Annotated in this window: 18 protein-coding genes; 8 read left to right on the top strand and 10 right to left on the bottom strand. The window is 60.7% G+C overall.

The features are described from left to right. Positions 1-334: 334 nt before the first annotated feature. From WBQ96_RS03700 to WBQ96_RS03680, 5 genes are all read left to right on the top strand, one after another. Complete coding sequence (locus WBQ96_RS03700; protein ID WP_336547512.1) at positions 335-1,363, top strand: amino acid ABC transporter substrate-binding protein; 1,029 nt, start codon at positions 335-337, stop codon at positions 1,361-1,363. A 62-nt stretch (positions 1,364-1,425) separates the two neighbouring features. Further along, on the top strand, positions 1,426-2,616 hold the full coding sequence (locus WBQ96_RS03695) for an amino acid ABC transporter permease (RefSeq protein WP_336547511.1): 1,191 nt from the start codon (positions 1,426-1,428) through the stop codon (positions 2,614-2,616). Between the two features lie 4 nt (positions 2,617-2,620). Continuing rightward, positions 2,621-3,778, top strand: a complete 1,158-nt coding sequence (locus WBQ96_RS03690) for an amino acid ABC transporter permease (protein ID WP_336547510.1) — start codon at positions 2,621-2,623, stop codon at positions 3,776-3,778. A 70-nt stretch (positions 3,779-3,848) separates the two neighbouring features. Further along, positions 3,849-4,598: an amino acid ABC transporter ATP-binding protein gene (locus tag WBQ96_RS03685; RefSeq protein WP_205826780.1), complete on the top strand. Its 750-nt coding sequence runs from the start codon at positions 3,849-3,851 to the stop codon at positions 4,596-4,598. Positions 4,599-4,725: 127 nt separating this feature from the next. Beyond that, the gene (locus WBQ96_RS03680; RefSeq protein WP_336548180.1) at positions 4,726-5,394 is read left to right on the top strand and encodes a TIGR02117 family protein; all 669 of its coding nucleotides are present in this window, start codon (positions 4,726-4,728) and stop codon (positions 5,392-5,394) included. A gap of 3 nt (positions 5,395-5,397) precedes the next feature. On the opposite strand, the gene WBQ96_RS03675 is transcribed toward WBQ96_RS03680, so the two are convergent. Next, complete coding sequence (locus WBQ96_RS03675; protein WP_336547506.1) at positions 5,398-6,606, bottom strand: FAD-dependent monooxygenase; 1,209 nt, start codon at positions 6,604-6,606, stop codon at positions 5,398-5,400. Between the two features lie 27 nt (positions 6,607-6,633). Beyond that, positions 6,634-6,879 carry a zinc-finger domain-containing protein gene (locus tag WBQ96_RS03670; protein WP_336547504.1) on the bottom strand — a complete coding sequence of 82 codons (246 nt, stop codon included), beginning with the start codon at positions 6,877-6,879 and terminating at the stop codon, positions 6,634-6,636. 155 nt (positions 6,880-7,034) lie between these two features. On the opposite strand from WBQ96_RS03670, the gene WBQ96_RS03665 reads away from it, so the two are divergent. Together WBQ96_RS03665 and ppx are read left to right on the top strand one after the other, a co-directional pair. Next, positions 7,035-9,242, top strand: a complete 2,208-nt coding sequence (locus WBQ96_RS03665) for an RNA degradosome polyphosphate kinase (protein WP_336547503.1) — start codon at positions 7,035-7,037, stop codon at positions 9,240-9,242. After that, positions 9,242-10,780 (top strand): exopolyphosphatase, encoded by a 1,539-nt coding sequence (gene ppx / locus WBQ96_RS03660; RefSeq protein WP_336547501.1) that lies wholly within the window; start codon positions 9,242-9,244, stop codon positions 10,778-10,780. The genes WBQ96_RS03665 and ppx overlap by 1 nt, the downstream gene beginning before the upstream one ends. Positions 10,781-10,786: 6 nt before the next feature. On the opposite strand, the gene WBQ96_RS03655 is transcribed toward ppx, so the two are convergent. The 4 genes from WBQ96_RS03655 to WBQ96_RS03640 all read right to left on the bottom strand — a co-directional run bounded on the left by WBQ96_RS03655 (position 10,787) and on the right by WBQ96_RS03640 (position 14,092). Beyond that, positions 10,787-11,188, bottom strand: a complete 402-nt coding sequence (locus WBQ96_RS03655; RefSeq protein ID WP_336547499.1) for a DoxX family protein — start codon at positions 11,186-11,188, stop codon at positions 10,787-10,789. A 116-nt stretch (positions 11,189-11,304) separates the two neighbouring features. Further along, on the bottom strand, positions 11,305-11,727 hold the full coding sequence (locus tag WBQ96_RS03650; RefSeq protein ID WP_336547497.1) for a DoxX family protein: 423 nt from the start codon (positions 11,725-11,727) through the stop codon (positions 11,305-11,307). A gap of 106 nt (positions 11,728-11,833) precedes the next feature. Then, positions 11,834-13,231, bottom strand: a complete 1,398-nt coding sequence (fumC, locus tag WBQ96_RS03645) for a class II fumarate hydratase (protein WP_336547495.1) — start codon at positions 13,229-13,231, stop codon at positions 11,834-11,836. A gap of 99 nt (positions 13,232-13,330) precedes the next feature. Continuing rightward, entirely contained in the window at positions 13,331-14,092 is a 762-nt protein-coding gene (locus WBQ96_RS03640) for an NIPSNAP family protein (protein ID WP_336547493.1), read from the bottom strand. Between the two features lie 157 nt (positions 14,093-14,249). On the opposite strand from WBQ96_RS03640, the gene WBQ96_RS03635 reads away from it, so the two are divergent. Further along, positions 14,250-14,798, top strand: a complete 549-nt coding sequence (locus WBQ96_RS03635; protein WP_336548178.1) for a TetR/AcrR family transcriptional regulator — start codon at positions 14,250-14,252, stop codon at positions 14,796-14,798. Between the two features lie 126 nt (positions 14,799-14,924). Here WBQ96_RS03635 and WBQ96_RS03630 read toward each other — a convergent pair whose 3' ends face one another. From WBQ96_RS03630 to WBQ96_RS03615, 4 genes are all read right to left on the bottom strand, one after another. Beyond that, on the bottom strand, positions 14,925-15,104 hold the full coding sequence (locus tag WBQ96_RS03630; RefSeq protein WP_175544277.1) for a CsbD family protein: 180 nt from the start codon (positions 15,102-15,104) through the stop codon (positions 14,925-14,927). A gap of 338 nt (positions 15,105-15,442) precedes the next feature. Continuing rightward, complete coding sequence (groL, locus tag WBQ96_RS03625; RefSeq protein WP_336547491.1) at positions 15,443-17,095, bottom strand: chaperonin GroEL; 1,653 nt, start codon at positions 17,093-17,095, stop codon at positions 15,443-15,445. Between the two features lie 58 nt (positions 17,096-17,153). After that, positions 17,154-17,450, bottom strand: coding sequence for a co-chaperone GroES (gene groES, locus WBQ96_RS03620; RefSeq protein ID WP_056100728.1), 297 nt, complete (start codon positions 17,448-17,450; stop codon positions 17,154-17,156). A gap of 331 nt (positions 17,451-17,781) precedes the next feature. Further along, positions 17,782-18,543: a polysaccharide deacetylase family protein gene (locus WBQ96_RS03615; RefSeq protein ID WP_336547487.1), complete on the bottom strand. Its 762-nt coding sequence runs from the start codon at positions 18,541-18,543 to the stop codon at positions 17,782-17,784. Positions 18,544-18,575 lie beyond the last annotated feature (32 nt).

The raw sequence follows: 18,575 nt of genomic DNA, 5'->3' as shown, positions 1-18,575 counted from the left end.
GCGCAACCGAGACGGGGCTTGGCCAGTCTCGAACTTTGTTGCTCCAGCCAAGTTCATGCGGCGGATAAAGACCCGCCGCGAGGGCAATTCAAAGGCGGAAAATACCCTCTAAATGTCGGTTTTGGGCATATGGTTTTCAATTTCCCCTTCATCCGGTCATTGTGCTTGACCTCACGGACATAATCGCTTTCGATGCAGTTCGTGATTGTGAGTGCTGCGAGCGCATCCGCTTCGATGCCGCGTTTCGGAAATGGGCCGGAATGCCAACGCTGCTTCCGCACGGGAAAAAAACGGGGCAAGTTCCCGAACAACAACAGAAAAGGGTCTGTGGGTTATGAAAAACTCCGTAAAAGTCATTTTGGGCGCTGCCGCATTGGGGCTGCTGGCTTCGGCCGCATCTGCGGCAACGCTCGATGATGTCAAGAAGAAGGGCTTCGTGCAGTGCGGTGTCAGCACCGGATTGGCCGGCTTTTCCGCGCCGAACGACAAGGGCGACTGGACCGGCATCGATGCCGACTTCTGCCGCGCCGTGGCGGCTGCGGTCTTCGGCGACGGCACCAAGGTCAAGTTCACGCCGCTCAGCGCCAAGGAACGTTTCACCGCGCTTCAGTCTGGCGAAATTGATGTCCTGTCGCGCAACACGACCTGGACCATCAACCGCGACACCGCGCTCGGTCTGAACTTCGCCGGCGTCACCTATTATGACGGCCAGGGCTTCATGATCAACGCCAAGAAGCTGCCGGGCGTGAATTCCGCGCTCCAGCTTTCGGGCGCTGCCGTCTGCGTGCAGTCGGGCACGACCACCGAACTCAATCTCGCCGACTACTTCAAGGCGAACAAGATGGAGTACAACCCGGTCGTCTTCGAGAAGCTCGAAGAGGTCAACGCCGCTTATGACGCGGGCCGTTGCGATGCCTACACGACCGACCAGTCGGGCCTCTATGGCATCCGCCTGACGCTCGGCGCGCCGGACGATCACGTCGTTCTGCCCGAGATCATCTCGAAGGAGCCGCTTGGACCTGCCGTCCGCCAGGGCGACGACCAGTGGTACCACATCGTCAAGTGGACCTATTTCGCGCTGCTGTCGGCTGAAGAGCTTGGCATCACCCAGGCCAATGTCGACGAGATGAAGAACTCCGGCAGCCCCGAGATCAAGCGCGTGCTCGGCACCGAGGCAGACACCAAGATCGGTACCGATCTCGGTGTGTCGAACGACTGGGTCGTCAACATCATCAAGGCAGTCGGAAACTACGGCGAAATGTTCGAGAAGAACGTCGGCGCCGGCAGCCCGCTGAAGATCGCGCGCGGCATCAACGCGCTGTGGACCAAGGGCGGCCTGCAGTACGCTCCGCCGATCCGCTGATCGAGAACTATCCGGAGGGCGGATTCTCCGCCTTCCGGTTTCTCACATCAGGGGACGGTTAAATGGCATCCCAGGAAATACTTGGCCGGGACGCAGGCAGCCGCGTCTCGCTTATGAACGACCCTAAAATCCGCGGCATTTTCTTCCAGATTGTCGTGGTGGCCCTCCTTGCGGCGGCGATCTACTGGATTGTCGGCAACACCGTCGAAAACCTGCGCCGCGCCAACATCGCATCCGGCTTCAGCTTTCTGCGCGGACGGGCCGGCTTCGACATCAGCGACAGCCTGATCGCATATTCGTCCGACTCCACCTACGGACGGGCGATTATCGTCGGCCTGCTGAACACCATCGTCGTTGCCGTCGCCGGCATCATCACGGCCTCCATTCTCGGCTTTCTGGTCGGCATCGGCCGGTTGTCGCGAAACTGGCTGATCCGCAAGATCTCGACCGTCTATGTCGAGGTGTTCCGCAACATCCCGCCGCTGCTGGTCATCTTCTTCTGGTATTTCGGCGTGCTTTCGGTGCTGCCGCCACCGCGCGACAGCATTCACCTGCCGTTCGGCTCGTTTCTCAATGGTCGTGGCTTTTACTTTCCGAAGGCAATCTGGGGCGAGGGTTCCTGGCTGATATTGGTGGCCTTTGTGCTTGCGATCGCGATGTCGTGGTTCGTCGCGCGCAAGGCTCGTCAGCGCCAGATGGCGACGGGACAAACATTTCCGATCCTGTGGACTTCCATCGGGTTGATCGTCGGTCTCCCACTGCTGGCGTTCATTTTCAGCGGTTTTCCGTTGAGCTTTGATTTTCCGAAGCAATCCACGTTCAACCTGACCGGCGGTTTCCAGGTGAAGCCGGAGTTTCTGGCGCTTTATCTCGCTCTGTCCTTCTATACGGCCGCCTTCATCGGCGAGATCGTGCGCGCAGGCATCATGGGCGTGAACAAGGGGCAGAGCGAAGCGTCCTTTGCGCTCGGCTTGCGACCCGCGCAGACGCTCAGGCAGGTGGTAGTGCCGCAGGCCATGCGCATCGTCATACCGCCGCTCACCAGCCAGTATCTGAACCTGACCAAGAACTCATCGCTTGCCATCGCGATCGGCTATCCCGATCTTGTCGCGACGGGCGGAACGGTGCTGAACCAGACCGGCCAGGCGATCGAGGTCGTGGTGATCTGGATGGTCGTCTATCTCGGCCTCAGCCTGGTGACGTCGGCCTTCATGAACTGGTTCAACGCCAAAATGGCGCTGGTGGAGAGGTAAGGTCATGCAGAAACACGATCTTTCCTACGTCCGTGCCGAATTGGCGGCTGCCGAGCCGGCGCCGGCGGGCGTGACCGGGCTTGGCGCATGGGTTCGCAAGAACCTGTTCGCCACCCCGTTCGATTCCGCGCTGACGCTCATCGGTTTGCTGGTGGTTGCCTTCGTCATCCCGCCATTTATCAACTGGGCGTTCATCAGCGCCCAGTGGACGGGCACCGACCGCACCTTCTGCTCGACCATAGCGCAGGGCGGCATACAACCCGACGGCTGGTCCGGCGCTTGCTGGGCCTTCGTCAACGCGAAGTTCTCGCAGTTCATGTTCGGCCGCTATCCGGCCGAAGAGCACTGGCGCCTCATCCTCACCGTCATCATGTTGGTGGCGCTGCTGGTACCGATGATGGTTCCGCGCATCCCTCGCAAGGGCCTGAATGCAATTCTGCTTTTTGGCGTGTTTCCCATCGTCGCCTACATTCTGATGTCCGGCGGCTGGTTCGGCCTGCCGCATGTCGAGACGCCGCTCTGGGGTGGCCTGCTGGTGACGCTGGTCCTGTCCTTCGTCGGCATCACGGTCTCGCTGCCGCTCGGCATCGTGCTTGCGCTCGGGCGGCGTTCGAAAATGCCGGTCGTCAAGATGATCTGCGTGATCTTCATCGAAGCGGTCCGCGGCATTCCACTGGTGACGGTGCTGTTCATGGCCAGCGTCATGTTCCCGCTGTTCCTGCCGGCAGGCATGACCTTCGACAAGCTGCTGCGGGCACTTATCGGCGTGGCGCTGTTTGCGTCGGCCTATATGGCGGAAGTGGTGCGCGGCGGTTTGCAGGCAATTCCGAAGGGGCAGTATGAGGGTGCCGATTCGCTAGGCCTGAGCTATTGGCAGAAGACGGGACTGATCGTCCTGCCGCAGGCGCTCAAGCTGGTCATCCCGGGCATCGTCAACACCTTCATCGGCCTCTTCAAGGATACCAGCCTGGTCTACATCATCGGCATGTTCGATCTGCTCGGCGTGGTGCGCCTGAACTTTTCGGACGCCTCCTGGGCCTCGCCGCAGACGCCGATTTCGGGGCTGGTCTTTGCCGGCTTCGTTTTCTGGCTGTTCTGTTTCGGCATGTCGCGCTATTCCATTTACATGGAACGACGCCTCGATACCGGCCACAAAAGATAAATAAAGGGGAAGGCCAATGGCCATAGAAAACGCAGTCAGCGCCGAGGAGATCAAGGTCGATCTCGGCAAGATGCAGATTTCGGATACCGATGTCGCCATCGACATTGTCGGCATGCACAAATGGTATGGCGATTTCCACGTCCTGAAGGACATCAATCTTCGGGTCATGCGCGGCGAGCGCATCGTCATTTGCGGGCCTTCGGGGTCCGGCAAATCGACGATGATCCGCTGCATCAACCGTCTGGAAGAGCACCAGAAGGGCAAGATCATCGTCGACGGCAAGGAGCTAACCAACGATCTGAAGAAGATCGACGAGGTCCGCCGCGAGGTTGGCATGGTGTTCCAGCACTTCAACCTGTTTCCGCATCTGACGATCCTGGAAAACTGCACTCTGGCGCCGATCTGGGTGCGCAAGACGCCGAAGAAGCAGGCCGAAGAAATCGCCATGCATTTCCTGAAGCGGGTGAAAATCCCCGAGCAGGCCAACAAATATCCGGGCCAGCTCTCAGGCGGCCAGCAGCAGCGCGTGGCGATCGCAAGATCGCTTTGCATGAACCCGCGCATCATGCTGTTCGACGAGCCGACCTCGGCGCTCGATCCGGAAATGATCAAGGAAGTGCTGGAAACCATGGTGGGCCTTGCCGAGGAAGGCATGACCATGCTGTGCGTGACCCACGAGATGGGTTTTGCCCGGAAAGTCGCCAACCGGGTGATCTTCATGGATCAGGGCCAGATCGTCGAGCAGAACACCCCGGCGGAGTTCTTCGATCATCCGCAGCATGAGCGTACCAAGCTGTTCCTGTCGCAAATCCTGCATTGATCTTTTGGTACGCGCATTCGGCGCGCGCTCTCGATCATGAAAGAAGCCCGGCTGAAACTCGGTCGGGCTTCTTGCGTAAGCAAGTGCAATGGCCATTGAGGTCGCGCTCGGGATCGGTTCGGCTTCGATGAAACGAATTATCCGCTTCGCCGGCGTCTTGTTGCTGGCGGTTTTCGTAGCAGTGGTCTTGGGGACGCTTATCCCGCGACCGCTGCTTCAATCCGGCGAGACAGGGCAGGCGCCACTTCGCCGAATCCTCGTGCTGACCAACCCGATCCACACCGATATTGCCATCCCGATCGACGATGATTTACTGGAACGCTTCGGCTTCTTGCACGAGGCGGGTCTGCCCGTCGACCTGCCAGAAGCACGCTATCTCGTATTCGGCTGGGGCAGCCGGGCATTCTACATCGGCACGCCGACATGGTCGGAGCTTAGCGCCGGACCGGTGTTCCGCGCATTGACGCTCGACAATTCGGCCATGCATGTAGAAGTCGCCGGTGACATCCCGGAGCCAAATCCGGCAGTTGCCGCCTATGAAATCAGCGAAGCGGGCTTCCAGCGCCTGCTGGCCTTTATTGAGCAAGGCTTTCGGCACAGCGCGAACGGCCCCGAACTGATCGAGGGCGCGGCTTACGGCGACTACGACGCCTTCTTCGAAGCCAATGGCTATTTCAACGCCCTGGTCGGCTGCAACACCTGGACGGCAGGAGCGCTGCGGGCGGCCGGCTTGCAGACGGGCTGGTGGAACCCGCTCCCGGTCACGCTAGGTTACTCGCTTCGGCTGCACAATTGAAAGCTACCGGCCCGGCGGTTTCCAGCCGTAAAGCCAGTCAAGATCGGCGGCGAGTTTTTCGGGCGAGCGCGTCCTTAGAACCAGATTGCGGGCGACCGCGACCGGGCCCTTCGCATGCCAGGCGAAATGGTTGAAGGCGCCGCGCCGCGCGACTTTCTCGATGCGGGGGCGGCGCGATGCTTCCCAGGCGGCGAGGGCGGCAGGCAGATCGTCCGGTGTGGCGGCCACGAAGGCGGCAAGCGTTTCTGCGTCCTCGATGGCCATCGCGGCACCCTGAGCGGCAAAGGGTGTCATCGCGTGCGCTGCGTCGCCGATGAGGGCCGAGGCCGGCGCGGTCCAGGGAGCTTTCGGGTCGACCGTATGGATCGGCCATGCCGTCCAAGGCCCGGCTTCGTCGGCCAAGCGTGCCAGCGCCGGGGCGGTGTTACGCATGGCTTGCTTCAGGATCGAGGCATCGGCAGCGCCGGCCCAGCTTTCGGCGATACGCTTTCCCGGCGTGAAGGCGACAATGTTGAAGGCCGCACCGCCGCGCACGGGATAGGCGATGAGGTGAAAACCGGGATGAAGGAATGCGTTTACGCAATCCGCAGCGCTGATTTCGGCAAAGGCACGCCCTTGCGGACTTTTGCTGTCGATCATCGTGCGCCAGGCGAGTTCGCCGGTAAACCGGCTCTTTGCGCTCGCTCCATCGCGTAGCGCCGACCACACGCCGTCCGCGCCGACGGCAAGGAAAGCGGTGGTTCGATCAACCGTGCCCGACTGCTCCACCGCGACGGAGGCAAGGCCATCCTGTGAGGTAGCGCTGCGGACGGTCGCATTGGTGATCAGTTGAATGAGCGGCTGGCGTTTGGCTGCGTCCAGCAGAGCAGCTTGCAGATCGGCACGGTGCGCTACGATATAGGGAGCACCCCAGCGTTTCTGCGCCATCGCGCCCAGCGGTACGCGGGCAAGTGCTTTAAGGGTCTTTGCGTCGCGAAGGATGACGGCTTCAGGCTGCACCGCCTTGGGTAGCAAAAATTCCAGCACGCCTAGATTATCAAGGATGCGTGTGGCGTTGGGCGAGAGCTGTATGCCGGCGCCGGCTTCCTCGAGCTTTTCCGAACGCTCGAAGACGTCCACGGCAAAGCCGCTACGCACAAAGGCAAGCGCTGCCGTCAGCCCGGCAATGCCCGCACCCGCGACGACGATCTTTCCGGAGTGAGAGATATCCACCGGATCAATCGCCGCAAGCCGCGCCGGTCAGGCGGCGCGAACGGCGTAGAGGCAGTTTTCCGGGCGGGTCTCGCTGGCCTTCAGCGTGCCGTTGAAGCGGTACAGCGTCGAGCAATAGGGGCAGACCTTTTCGGAGTCGGCACCCATGTCGAGGAAGACATGCGGATGGTCGAAGGGCGGGTTTGCGCCCACGCACATGAATTCCTTCACGCCGATCTCGATCACGGCATGACCTGCATCGTTCTGGAAGTGTGGAATGGAACCGCCGGCCATGGCTTTCTCCTGTCTGTCGCTCACGCTTTTAACGGCTGTTTGTAGCATAGCCAATCTCTTTGCAAGCCGTGTGAAATCAAACTGTCGCAAAACCCTGTCAGGAGATAAGCTGAGCCGAATAAGCGGCTGTGGTCGCATAAAGGATAAAGAGGGACATGAACGAGCTAAGACCGGTCCAGGCCGAATTCACCACCGTCAGCACCGCCGACGGCGATGCGTCCGCAGGCAACCCGGACCGTTTCGTCAACCGTGAGTTCTCATGGCTCCAGTTCAACCGCCGCGTTCTTGAGGAATCGCAGAACCCGAACCATCCGCTTCTCGAGCGTGTTCGCTTCCTGTCGATCTCGGCCGCCAACCTCGACGAATTCTTCATGGTACGCGTTGCCGGTCTTGCCGGACAGATCCGCGAAAACATCGCCATCAAGAGTCCTGACGGCCGCACGCCCGAGCAGCAACTCGAACAGCTTCTGGTCGAGGTTGGCCGTCTGCAGGAGGACCAGCAGACGAGCCTTTCGGGCCTGATCGGTCTACTCAAAAAGGAAGGCATCGAGAGCATCACCGGCGATGCGCTGACCAAGGATGAGAAAACCTGGCTTGAGAACCATTTTCAGGAACAGGTCTTCCCGGTCTTGACGCCGCTGTCGATCGATCCGGCGCATCCTTTCCCGTTCATTCCCAACCTCGGCTTCTCGATCGCCCTGCAATTGCGTCATCGCAAGAACGGCGAGGAAATGAACGCGCTACTGCGTTTGCCGACTGCGCTGAAACGCTACATTCGTCTCCCGGATCGCAAGAACAGCGTGCGCTTCATTCCGATCGAAGAGACGGTGAACATCTTCGTCGGCAAGCTCTTCCCCGGTTATGAGGTCAAGGGTTCAGGCACGTTCCGCATCATCCGAGACAGCGATATCGAGGTCGAGGAAGAGGCGGAAGATCTGGTGCGGCTGTTCGAGACCGCACTGAAACGCCGTCGTCGCGGCTCGGTGATCCGTATCGAGTTCGATGGCCAGATGCCCAAGGAGCTTCGTGAATTCGTTGCCGGCGAAACCGGCGTTTCGTCTTCGCGCATCAGCGTGCTGACCGGGCCGCTGGCGTTGAACCAGATTTCCGAACTTGTCGCCGTGCCACGCGACGACCTGAAATTCACGCCCTACAATCCGCGCTTCCCCGAGCGCGTTCGCGACCATCGCGGCGATTGCTTCGCGGCGATCCGGGAGAAGGACTTCATTGTTCATCACCCCTACGAATCCTTCGACGTGGTGGTGCAGTTCCTGCGCCAGGCTGCTGCCGATCCCGATGTCGTGGCGATCAAGCAGACGCTCTACCGGACCTCGAACGACAGCCCGATCGTGCGCGCGCTGGTCGACGCGGCTGAGGCCGGCAAGTCAGTCACGGCGCTGGTCGAGCTGAAGGCGCGATTCGATGAGGAGGCTAACATCCGCTGGGCGCGCGATCTGGAGCGTGCCGGCGTGCAGGTCGTATTCGGCTTCATCGAGCTGAAAACGCACGCCAAGATGTCGCTGGTGGTGCGCCGTGAGGACAATCGCCTGCGCAACTATGTCCATCTCGGCACCGGCAATTATCACCCGATCACAGCCCGCATCTACACTGATCTGTCGTTCTTCACGACCGATTCGTTCATCGCCCACGATGTCGCGCAGCTCTTCAACTTCATCACCGGTTATGCCGAGCCGGCCGATGAGATGCACCTGGCGATGTCGCCGTTGACGCTGCGGAGCCGGATACTGAAACATATTTCCGATGAGGTTGCTCACGCTCTGGAAGGCCGGCCCGCCCAGATCTGGCTGAAGATGAATTCGCTGGTCGATCCGATGATCATCGATGCGCTCTACGACGCCAGCCGGGCAGGGGTGGAGATCGATCTGGTCGTGCGCGGCATTTGCTGCCTGAGGCCTCAGGTTCCGGGACTTTCGGAAAATATCCGGGTGAAATCGATCATCGGCCGCTTCCTGGAACACAGCCGGATCTATTGCTTCGGCAACGGCCATGGCCTGCCTTCGGACGATGCCATCGTCTACATCAGTTCGGCCGACCTGATGCCGCGAAACCTCGACCGCCGCGTCGAAACCATGGTTCCGATCACCAATCCAACTGTGCATGAACAGGTGCTTGGCCAGATCATGCTCGGAAACATCATGGACAACCAGCAAAGTTTCGAAGTATTGGCTGACGGTACCTCGCGGCGCATAGTGCTGGACGAGGGGGAAGAGCCGTTCAACGCGCAGGAATATTTCATGACGAATCCTAGCCTGTCGGGACGGGGAGATGCACTGAAATCGCATGCGCCCAAGCGCATCGCGCAGTTCAAGCGGCGCAAGAAATCCAGCGCAACCGGTAGCTGATGATTGCACAATCCCAGGGTCGGCTTCAGGATCGCCGGCCGATTTCCATCATCGACATTGGGTCGAACTCGATCCGCCTTGTCGTGTATGAAGGCATATCCCGTTCTCCGACGGTTCTGTTCAACGAGAAGATGCTGGCCGGCCTCGGCCGCGGCATCGTTTCGACCGGCAGGCTTGACCCGGAGGGCGTGACCCGCGCCGTGGAGGAATTCCGGCGTTTTCGCGCCCTGTCGGATCAGGCGGGTGCGGAGGAACTGCACGTGATCGCCACGGCTGCGGCGCGCGAGGCCGAGAATGGACCAGACTTCATTCACCGGGCGCAACAGATTCTCGGTACCGAAATCCGGGTGCTCACCGGGCGCGAGGAAGCGCATTACTCGGCACTGGGCGTAATTTCCGGCTTTCATCCGGCAAAGGGCATTGCCGGCGACCTTGGCGGTGGCAGCCTGGAACTGGTCGGTGTCGATGGCGAGACGATAGGCCAGGGCATAACGCTGCCGCTCGGCGGCCTGCGCCTGCAGGATATGTCGAAGAATTCGCCGCTGGCCGCCGCCAAGATCGCGCGGGACGAACTCGCGCGCGCCAAGCTGCTCAAGGCCGGACAGGGCCAGGTGTTCTATGCCGTGGGCGGCACGTGGCGAAACCTCGCCCGCCTCCACATGAACACGATCAACTATCCGCTCAACGTGATGCACCACTACGAGATGGGCATCGAAAGCTCGCTGCCGTTCCTGCGGCAGGTCGCCAAGGGCGACATCGACAAGATGAAGGGCATCGAGGGCATCTCGAAGAACCGTCGCGCGCTGCTGCCCTATGGTGCGGCGGTGCTGCTGGAAATCATCACGGCGATGAAGCCGTCGAAGATCGTGGTATCGGCGCTCGGCGTGCGGGAAGGTTTTCTCTATTCATTGCTGTCGCGCGCCGAACAGCGCACAGACCCGCTCATTTCGGCTTCCGAGGAACTGGCGCGGCTGCGCGCACGGTCGGTCATGCATGCCCACGAACTGGTGCAATGGACCGGCCAGTCCTTCGCGGCCTTCGGCATCGACGAGACTGAGGACGAAGTGCGTTATCGCCATGCCGCCTGCCTTCTCGCCGATATCGGCTGGCGCGCGCATCCGGAATACCGTGGCAAGCAGTCGCTGAACATTATTGCCCATGCCTCCTTCATCGGCGTCGATCATCCGGGCCGCGTGTTCCTGGCGCTGGCCAATCTTTACCGGCATGAAGGCATCTTCAACGACGGAGCGGCGGCCGAACTGCTTGCGCTGGTGCCGCCGCGCTACATCGAGCGTGCGCGGCTGCTCGGCGCGATGCTGCGCGTCGTCTATCTGTTTTCGGCCTCCATGCCGGGCGTGATTCCGCAGCTTCGGTGGGAAAATCGCGACAATGGCGCGCTGGCGCTGGTTATTCCGAAGTCGCATGCCGGCCTCACCGGCGAACGGCCTGCGGGGCGTCTGGCCCAGCTTGCCCGGCTGACGGGACGCAGGCTGGAACTGATGATCGAGGGCGAGCAGGTCGCCGTTCCGGTAAAGTAGCGTTTTTCAACTGCGTTTGGCGTCGATCGAGAATGCGCCCGCGCCCGCAACCGAGAGCGCCAGAAAGCCGCCGGCTATCGCGATATCCTTCATTAGCGCCTGCGAATGCATGAAGACCAATGCCGGATCGCCGCCGCCTTGGCCGTAATGGCCGATTACCCCGGCGGCCGCTGAAAAGGCTGCAAGCAGCAGCGACGCCGGACGGGTCTGGAAGCCGACGAGGATGAGCAGGCCGGCAATCAGCTCGAAAAGCCCGACGCTCCAGGCGACGAGGGTGGGCAGGGGAAAGCCAAGCCCGCCGAAATAGCTGGCCGACCCCGCGATGTTGGTGAGCGCGCCATAGCCGCCCGGGATAAACAGGGCCGCAAGCAGGAGCCGGGCGAGAAGCAGCGCAATGTTGGTCGGCATCGGCGTATCCGCGTCAATGACGCAGAATGCGCCCTGATGCGAAAAATGTCACTCGATGATGCCGCAAAAGAAAAGGCCCGGATCGCTCCGGGCCTTTTGCAATTCATGCAGCCGGATTAGCGGCCACGTCCGTCGATCGAGTAAGCGCCTGCGCCGATGACGGCGAGGAAAATAAAGCCGGCGACGAGGCCGAGGTTCTTCTGCAGCATCAGCGCATTGCCAGCCTGCGAGAAGTCGAGATGGGCGACTGCAGTTGCGCCCAGCGTGAAGACGGCGAGCAGGATTGCAGCGATGCGGGTCTTGAAGCCGACCAAGACGGCAAGGCCGCCAAAGAATTCAACGAGGCCAACGACGACGGCGGTAACCGTCGGTGCCGGTAGGCCAAGGCTTTCGAAGAAGCCGGCGGTGCCGGCAATTGCGGTCAGCTTGCCGAAGCCGGCGAGAATGAACAGGATGGATATCAGAACACGTCCGACCAGAATGGCGGCCGAGGCGTTAGCAGCGATGCCGGAGTCGGCGGCGGAAGAGTTGGTGGACATGCTAGTCTCCATAAGAGGTTTATGCCCTTAAGATAGACGATCCCGGCTGTTCACCAAAGCCTCGAATTTGTCGACACATCGTTCACGATGAGAATGATTTTGCGCTTTATCCCGGCCGCGTCATGTCTTCCGGCCGCACCAGGCGGTCGAAGTCGGCGTCGCTGACATAGCCGCCGCCGACAGCTTCCTCGCGCAGCGTGGTGCCGTTTTTGTGCGCGGTCTTGGCGATCTTGGCGGCGTTGTCGTAGCCGATCGTCGGGGCAAGTGCCGTCACCAGCATCAGCGAACGGTCGAGTGCCGCCTTGATGTTGTCCTCGCGCGCCTCGATGCCGACGACGCAGTTGTCGGTAAACGAGATCGCGGCGTCGGCCACGAGCTGGACCGACTGGAGGAAGTTGTAGGCCATCAGCGGGTTATAGACGTTGAGCTCGAAATGGCCCTGGCTGCCGGCGAAGGTGAGGGCAGCGTTGTTGCCGAACACCTGCACGCATACCTGCGTCAGCGCCTCGGACTGGGTCGGATTGACCTTGCCCGGCATGATCGACGAGCCGGGCTCGTTCTCCGGCAGCGACAACTCGCCGAGACCCGAGCGCGGGCCCGAACCGAGGAAGCGGATGTCGTTGGCGATCTTGAACAGGGCGGCAGCCGCCGAATTGATGGCGCCGTGCGAGAACACCATGGAGTCGTGCGCCGCCAACGCCTCGAACTTGTTCGGCGCGGTGACGAAATCGATGCCGGTGATCGCTGCGATGCGCTCGGCAACCTTTTCGGCAAAGCCGACAGGAGCGTTGAGCCCGGTGCCGACGGCGGTGCCGCCCTGGGCCAGTTCGCACAGGCCCGGCAGCGTCAACTCGATGCGCTTGATCGAGGAGGCAACCTGCGCGGCATAGCCGCCGAACTCCTGGCCGAGCGTCAGCGGCGTCGCATCCTGCGTGTGGGTGCGGCCGATCTTGATGATGTGGTCGAATTCCTTCGCCTTGGCGTCGAGGGCTGCATGAAGGTGCTTCAGCGCCGGCAGCAGATCATGGACGATCCGCTCGGCACAGGCGATGTGCATAGCCGTCGGGTAGGTGTCGTTGGACGACTGGCTCATATTGACGTGGTCGTTGGGATGGACCGGCTTCTTCGAGCCCATCACACCGCCCAGCATCTCGATGGCGCGGTTGGAGATGACTTCATTGGCGTTCATGTTCGACTGGGTGCCGGAACCGGTCTGCCAGACGACGAGCGGGAAATGATCGTTGAGCTTGCCGTCGATCACTTCCTGCGCCGCCTTGACGATCGTCTCGCCAACCACGGGGTCGAGCCGCTTCAGTTCCATATTGGCTTCGGCGGCTGCCCGCTTGACGATGCCGAGCGCGCGAACGACCGACAGAGGCTGCTTTTCCCAGCCGATCTTGAAGTTGCCGAGCGAGCGCTGGGCCTGCGCGCCCCAGTAGCGGTCGCTCGCCACTTCGATCGGTCCGAACGTGTCGGTTTCGGTTCTTGTCTTGCCTGCGCTCACGGACCCGTCTCCCGGAAATTTTTCAATGCCGGCAACGGCCTACCGCTTTGCACAATGGGCTTCAAGTGAAGAATGGAGGCAAGGCCAATCCTAATCGGTTCAAAGGAGCGAACGCTCGGTCGGCACGAGGCGAAGCCGTTGCACAGGTCCGGAAAAATGACCCAGAAGCCGAGGCAGCAGGCTATCAACCCATGATGGGTCTGAATTCAATGCAACCTCATAAAGAGCATGCGCTTTCGCGCTCTCGAAAATCTGGAAAGCGATGAAGACGTTCTCGCTGCTCCTGACCGGCAGGCGTGGAAAGGTGTTTTCGGCATGCTCGGTGACAAACCCGGCAAGGAGCGGAGCGCCGAGACGAGCGAGGAGAGGGATGGTCTCGCTTTCGAACAATGCAATGAACTCGGCTTCCGATGCCGGCTTGATGTGGCAGATCGTGGCCGTGATCAATGTTTCCGCTTGCGCCTTTTCAGGCAGATCGCGCACCTTGCCCGAAAGATCGAAGCCGCTGGCCGGCCACGCCGGCTTGAGCAGCAGCACATCGTCGGAATCGATCATGGTGGCGTTGGCTGCATCCTTGTGAGCAGCCCAGACGGGTCCGCCATAAAAGGCCTCAAGCGCCGCCTTGCGAGCGGCCATGTCATCGAACCCGCGCAACCAGACGAAATGGTCGGGCCGGTCGAGATCGCGAAACTGGGCGATGACCTTCATGCCGGTCGCTTCCTGGGTTTCGACCAGATGCGTGTCGAAAACGTCGATCAATTCGTCACGCCTGCCGGGATGCAGCGTGTATTGCCGCAGTTCGACGACTGGCGAGAATAGTTCGGTGGCGGTTGCGAGCGTTACGCTTGGGTGTTCGGACATCTTTCTCTCTTCAAAACAGACCGGTTGACCTGTTTTAATAACAAACCGGTTGCCCGGTTTTGTCAATATGGTATTTTTGCGACTGTTTCCTGTGGCCAGAGAAAATCGAATGGCAAAAGCTGTACGAACCAGAACCCGCACCAACGACCCCGAAGGCATGCGCCAGAAGGTGCTGGATGTTGCAGAAGAAGCGTTTCAGGCGCGTGGTTACAACGCAACGAGCCTGGGCGACCTGATGCAGGCGGCCGGCGTGTCGGGCGGGGCGCTGCATCACCATTTCCCGACCAAGAAGGCGCTCGGGTTGGCCGTTATCAACGAAAGGGTTGCGACGGCGGTTGCGGAAACCTGGATCGGGCCGGTCGAGGCGGCAGGCACGGCGCGGGAAGGGGTGCGGCAGGTTTTTGCCGCAGTGGCAGGGGAACTCGAACAGCAGGGGTTTGTGCGCGGCTGCCCGCTCAACAACCTTGCGCATGAATTGTCGCTGGCCGACCCGGAGTTTCGCGCCGCGCTGGCACAAATTTTCGACGCATGGCAGCAGGCCATCGCCGAAAAGATCAGGCACGATCAGGAACGCGGTACGGAAGACCGCCAAACCGACCCGGAGCGCTTTGCTGCTTTCACTGTTGCTTCTTATTCCGGCGCCATGTCGATGGCCAAGGCGGCGCAGAATGCAGGCGTGCTCACACTCTGCATGGAAGGGTTTTGAACCGAAGCGGTGAGGTGCCCTGCGGGAAGCTGCACATCTGGCAAAGATGCACGAGTACGCCGGCACCAAACGTGGAAAAGGCGGCGCTGGGCGCCGCCTTTTCTCAAAGGACGCTCGTGAAGGAGATCAGAGCGCGCCCTTGATCTTTTCCTTGGCGTCGCCGTAGCCCTTCTGGACCTTGCCGGCGATTTTCTCGGCCGTGCCTTCGGCCTGGGTCTTCTTGTTGCCGGTTACCTTGCCGGCGGCTTCCTTGACGGCGCCGCTGGCCTGTTTGGCAACGCCCTTGATCTGGTCCTTGTTCACCATGGCCGCATCTCCTGTTTCGAGGTTCGTTTGCCCTCGACAACGAGACTGTTCCGGATTGGTTGCGAGAAATCGAAAAATTACACGAAATCAAAATACTAGCTGGAAAACAAAAACGCTCCCCGCATCTCGTTTGAGGATGGGGGAGCGCTTTTTTTGTCTTGGCTTTTCCTCGTGGATTTCTCCATTCGGATAGCTTTCGACACCCGTAAAATGCGCAGCCGGATAAATGGTTCCACGGGGTTGCGAATTTTTTTTTAAGATTTTTTCCGGCGTTGAATCCAAATGCAAAAAGGGCGCCCGAAGGCGCCCTTTCCGTAGATGTTGCCTGAGAAACTGGATTAGAAGTCCATGCCGCCCATGCCGCCCATGCCGCCGCCAGGCATACCGCCCGGCATGCCGCCGGCGGAGTCCTTCTTCGGAGCTTCGGCGATCATGGCTTCGGTGGTGACCAGGAGGCCGGCAACCGAGGCAGCGTCCTGCAGAGCCGTACGAACGACCTTGACCGGATCGACGATACCCATGGCGATCATGTCGCCATATTCGCCGGTCTGGGCGTTGTAGCCGAAGGTCGCGCCCTTGTTGTCAAGGATCTTGCCAGCAACGATCGAAGCTTCAGCACCGGCGTTCGTGGCGATCTGGCGGGCCGGAGCCTGCAGAGCGCGACGGACGATGTTGATGCCAGCCTGCTGATCGGCGTTGACGCCGGTAGCCTTGATGGCGAGCGAAGCGCGCAGCAGGGCTACGCCACCGCCGGGAACGATGCCTTCTTCAACGGCTGCACGCGTTGCGTTCAGCGCGTCGTCGACGCGGTCCTTCTTTTCCTTCACTTCCACTTCGGTCGCACCGCCGACGCGGATGACGGCAACGCCGCCTGCCAGCTTGGCGAGACGTTCCTGCAGCTTCTCCTTGTCGTAGTCCGAGGTGGTTTCCTCGATCTGCTGCTTGATCTGGGCAACGCGGCCCTGGATCTCGGCCTTCTTGCCGGCACCGTCGACGATCGTGGTGTTTTCCTTGGAGATCGACACCTTCTTGGCGCGGCCGAGCATGTTCAGGCCGACGTTTTCGAGCTTGATGCCGAGGTCTTCGGAGATGACCTGGCCGCCCGTGAGGATGGCGATGTCTTCCAGCATGGCCTTGCGGCGATCACCGAAGCCCGGAGCCTTGACGGCAGCGATCTTCAGGCCGCCACGCAGCTTGTTGACGACGAGCGTGGCCAGAGCCTCGCCTTCGACGTCTTCCGAGATGATGACGAGCGGCTTGGAGGTCTGCACGACGGCTTCGAGAACCGGCAGCATGGCCTGGAGGTTAGAGAGCTTCTTCTCGTGGAGAAGGATGTAGGCGTCTTCCAGCTCGGCAACCATCTTGTCCGGGTTGGTGACGAAGTAGGGCGAGAGATAGCCGCGGTCGAACTGCATGCCTTCGACGACTTCGAGTTCGGTCTCGGCGGTCTTGGCTTCCTCGACGGTGATGACACCCTCGTTGCCGACCTTCTGCATGGCTTCGGCGATCATCGAGCCGATTTCCGTCTCGCCGTTAGCCGAGATGGTGCCGACCTGGGCTACTTCTTCCGAGGTCTTGATCTTCTTCGACGACTTGACGAGGTGGGTGACGACTTCAGCCACGGCCAGATCGATGCCGCGCTTCAGGTCCATCGGGTTCATGCCGGCGGCAACGGCCTTGTGGCCTTCCTGAACGATCGACTGGGCCAGAACCGTTGCGGTCGTGGTGCCGTCGCCGGCGATGTCGTTGGTCTTCGAAGCAACTTCGCGGACCATCTGGGCGCCCATGTTCTCGAACTTGTCTTCAAGTTCGATTTCCTTGGCGACGGTGACGCCGTCCTTGGTGATGCGCGGTGCGCCGAACGACTTGTCGATGACGACGTTGCGGCCCTTGGGGCCGAGCGTGACCTTCACCGCGTCGGCGAGGATGTTGACGCCGCGCAGCATACGCTCGCGGGCATCACGGGAGAATTTTACTTCTTTAGCAGCCATTTTTGTGCTCCTGGGCCTTCAGCCCTAATTCTGAGTGGATGGTGCGGTTACCGGGAAATCAGCCGATGATGCCCATGATGTCGGATTCCTTCATGATCAGAAGGTCTTCGCCATTGAGCTTCACTTCGGTGCCGGACCACTTGCCGAACAGCACGCGGTCGCCAGCCTTGACGTCCAGCGGAACCAGCTTGCCAGCTTCGTCGCGAGCGCCCGAACCGACGGCGACGATTTCGCCTTCCTGCGGCTTTTCCTTGGCCGTATCGGGGATGATGATCCCGCCGGCGGTCTTTGCTTCGGATTCGACGCGGCGAACGACCACTCGGTCATGCAGCGGCCGGAATTTCGACTTTGCCATTTTGAATATCCTTGGTGCGGATGTTGAAACTAGTCCTCCGTCCGGCTCACCGGACTGTAGTTAGCACTCATCTTGGGTGAGTGCTAACGTGCCGGTGAGATAGGCCCGCGTGGTTTTGGAGTCAAGGAGTTGAGAAGGGCAGATGCGGCAAAAATTTGCTTTGGTCGCCGGCGCACCGCTGGAACCTCATGCCAATAGATCAGGGTGGTTAAGCAAATGTCGCCGTTATTGCCCTTCAACCCTCCTCTGAAAAGCAGATCAGGTTTCCATCTGTCGCTCGCGGATATGGCACTCTCATGGTCGAAGGCTCCTTCGCCGAAAGTGAACCGGCTCAGTCGTCGTCATAGGTCTTGATGTCGCCGAAGGCATAGCCGCGCTGGCGCAGCAGCCGGATCAGGGTTCGCAGGTTGCTGTCGCCTTGAAAGACATCCTGGAACATCTGGTCGTGCATCAGAAGCACCAGCTTGTTCTTCTTCACCAAGCGGCCATAGCCGAACAGGTGGTCGATCTCGCTGACGAGACTGGTGACGCTCTGCACCGGCTTGCCGTCATCATAATGCACCCATTCATGGTCCCAGCCATAGAGATAGTAGCCATAGGCCGCGACAAATTCGAAGCTCACCATCTCCCGGTCTTCCTCGTCCGACCGGATGGCGATGTCGTTGCGTGAAATATTCGGCAGCCGAAAAACGTCGCGGCCGGGCAGGCGGGCATAGACCGGCGGACCCTTCAGGCCCAAAACCGTGTCGGCACGCGCCAGATCTTCGAGCACCTGGTCGGTGTTGGAATAGAAATGCCGGTAGTGGTTGTTGGCGTGGCTGTAGCTGTGGTTGCCGACCGTCACCAGCGGCAGCGACTTTGCCTTGGCGACAAGCGCGCCGCGCTCGGGCGTGAGCTCGGCATGCGATCCGACCATGAACAGGGTGGCGGGGATCGCTTCGTCCGCCAGCACCTGCAGGATCGTTTCCGTGCCGGGCAGGGGTCCATCGTCGAAGGTCAGATAGACGGTGCGCTGGGCAGCCAAGGCCGAAGCGACGGTGAAGAACAGCCCGGCGGCCATGCACATCAGCGTGAGCGCCAGCGCCTTCCTCATGACATCCCCTCCAAATGCCGAATTTCGATGGC

The sequence above is a fragment of the Mesorhizobium sp. CCNWLY176 genome (assembly GCF_037153935.1).
Taxonomy (GTDB): domain Bacteria; phylum Pseudomonadota; class Alphaproteobacteria; order Rhizobiales; family Rhizobiaceae; genus Mesorhizobium_M; species Mesorhizobium_M zhangyense.
This window is presented reverse-complemented; position numbering and strand designations above follow the sequence as displayed.

What these genes read in the sequence shown, in the direction of transcription:
- WBQ96_RS03615 (WP_336547487.1), bottom strand. Translation starts at nt 18,543, where the DNA reads ATGAGGAAGGCGCTGGCGCTCACGCTGATGTGCATGGCCGCCGGGCTG.
- WBQ96_RS03640 (WP_336547493.1), bottom strand. Translation starts at nt 14,092, where the DNA reads ATGTCCGAACACCCAAGCGTAACGCTCGCAACCGCCACCGAACTATTC.
- WBQ96_RS03630 (WP_175544277.1), bottom strand. Translation starts at nt 15,104, where the DNA reads ATGGTGAACAAGGACCAGATCAAGGGCGTTGCCAAACAGGCCAGCGGC.
- WBQ96_RS03680 (WP_336548180.1), top strand. Translation starts at nt 4,726, where the DNA reads ATGAAACGAATTATCCGCTTCGCCGGCGTCTTGTTGCTGGCGGTTTTC.
- WBQ96_RS03690 (WP_336547510.1), top strand. Translation starts at nt 2,621, where the DNA reads ATGCAGAAACACGATCTTTCCTACGTCCGTGCCGAATTGGCGGCTGCC.
- WBQ96_RS03700 (WP_336547512.1), top strand. Translation starts at nt 335, where the DNA reads ATGAAAAACTCCGTAAAAGTCATTTTGGGCGCTGCCGCATTGGGGCTG.
- groES (WP_056100728.1), bottom strand. Translation starts at nt 17,450, where the DNA reads ATGGCAAAGTCGAAATTCCGGCCGCTGCATGACCGAGTGGTCGTTCGC.
- WBQ96_RS03655 (WP_336547499.1), bottom strand. Translation starts at nt 11,188, where the DNA reads ATGCCGACCAACATTGCGCTGCTTCTCGCCCGGCTCCTGCTTGCGGCC.
- ppx (WP_336547501.1), top strand. Translation starts at nt 9,242, where the DNA reads ATGATTGCACAATCCCAGGGTCGGCTTCAGGATCGCCGGCCGATTTCC.
- WBQ96_RS03650 (WP_336547497.1), bottom strand. Translation starts at nt 11,727, where the DNA reads ATGTCCACCAACTCTTCCGCCGCCGACTCCGGCATCGCTGCTAACGCC.
- WBQ96_RS03695 (WP_336547511.1), top strand. Translation starts at nt 1,426, where the DNA reads ATGGCATCCCAGGAAATACTTGGCCGGGACGCAGGCAGCCGCGTCTCG.
- WBQ96_RS03635 (WP_336548178.1), top strand. Translation starts at nt 14,250, where the DNA reads ATGCGCCAGAAGGTGCTGGATGTTGCAGAAGAAGCGTTTCAGGCGCGT.
- groL (WP_336547491.1), bottom strand. Translation starts at nt 17,095, where the DNA reads ATGGCTGCTAAAGAAGTAAAATTCTCCCGTGATGCCCGCGAGCGTATG.
- WBQ96_RS03665 (WP_336547503.1), top strand. Translation starts at nt 7,035, where the DNA reads ATGAACGAGCTAAGACCGGTCCAGGCCGAATTCACCACCGTCAGCACC.
- WBQ96_RS03670 (WP_336547504.1), bottom strand. Translation starts at nt 6,879, where the DNA reads ATGGCCGGCGGTTCCATTCCACACTTCCAGAACGATGCAGGTCATGCC.
- WBQ96_RS03685 (WP_205826780.1), top strand. Translation starts at nt 3,849, where the DNA reads ATGCAGATTTCGGATACCGATGTCGCCATCGACATTGTCGGCATGCAC.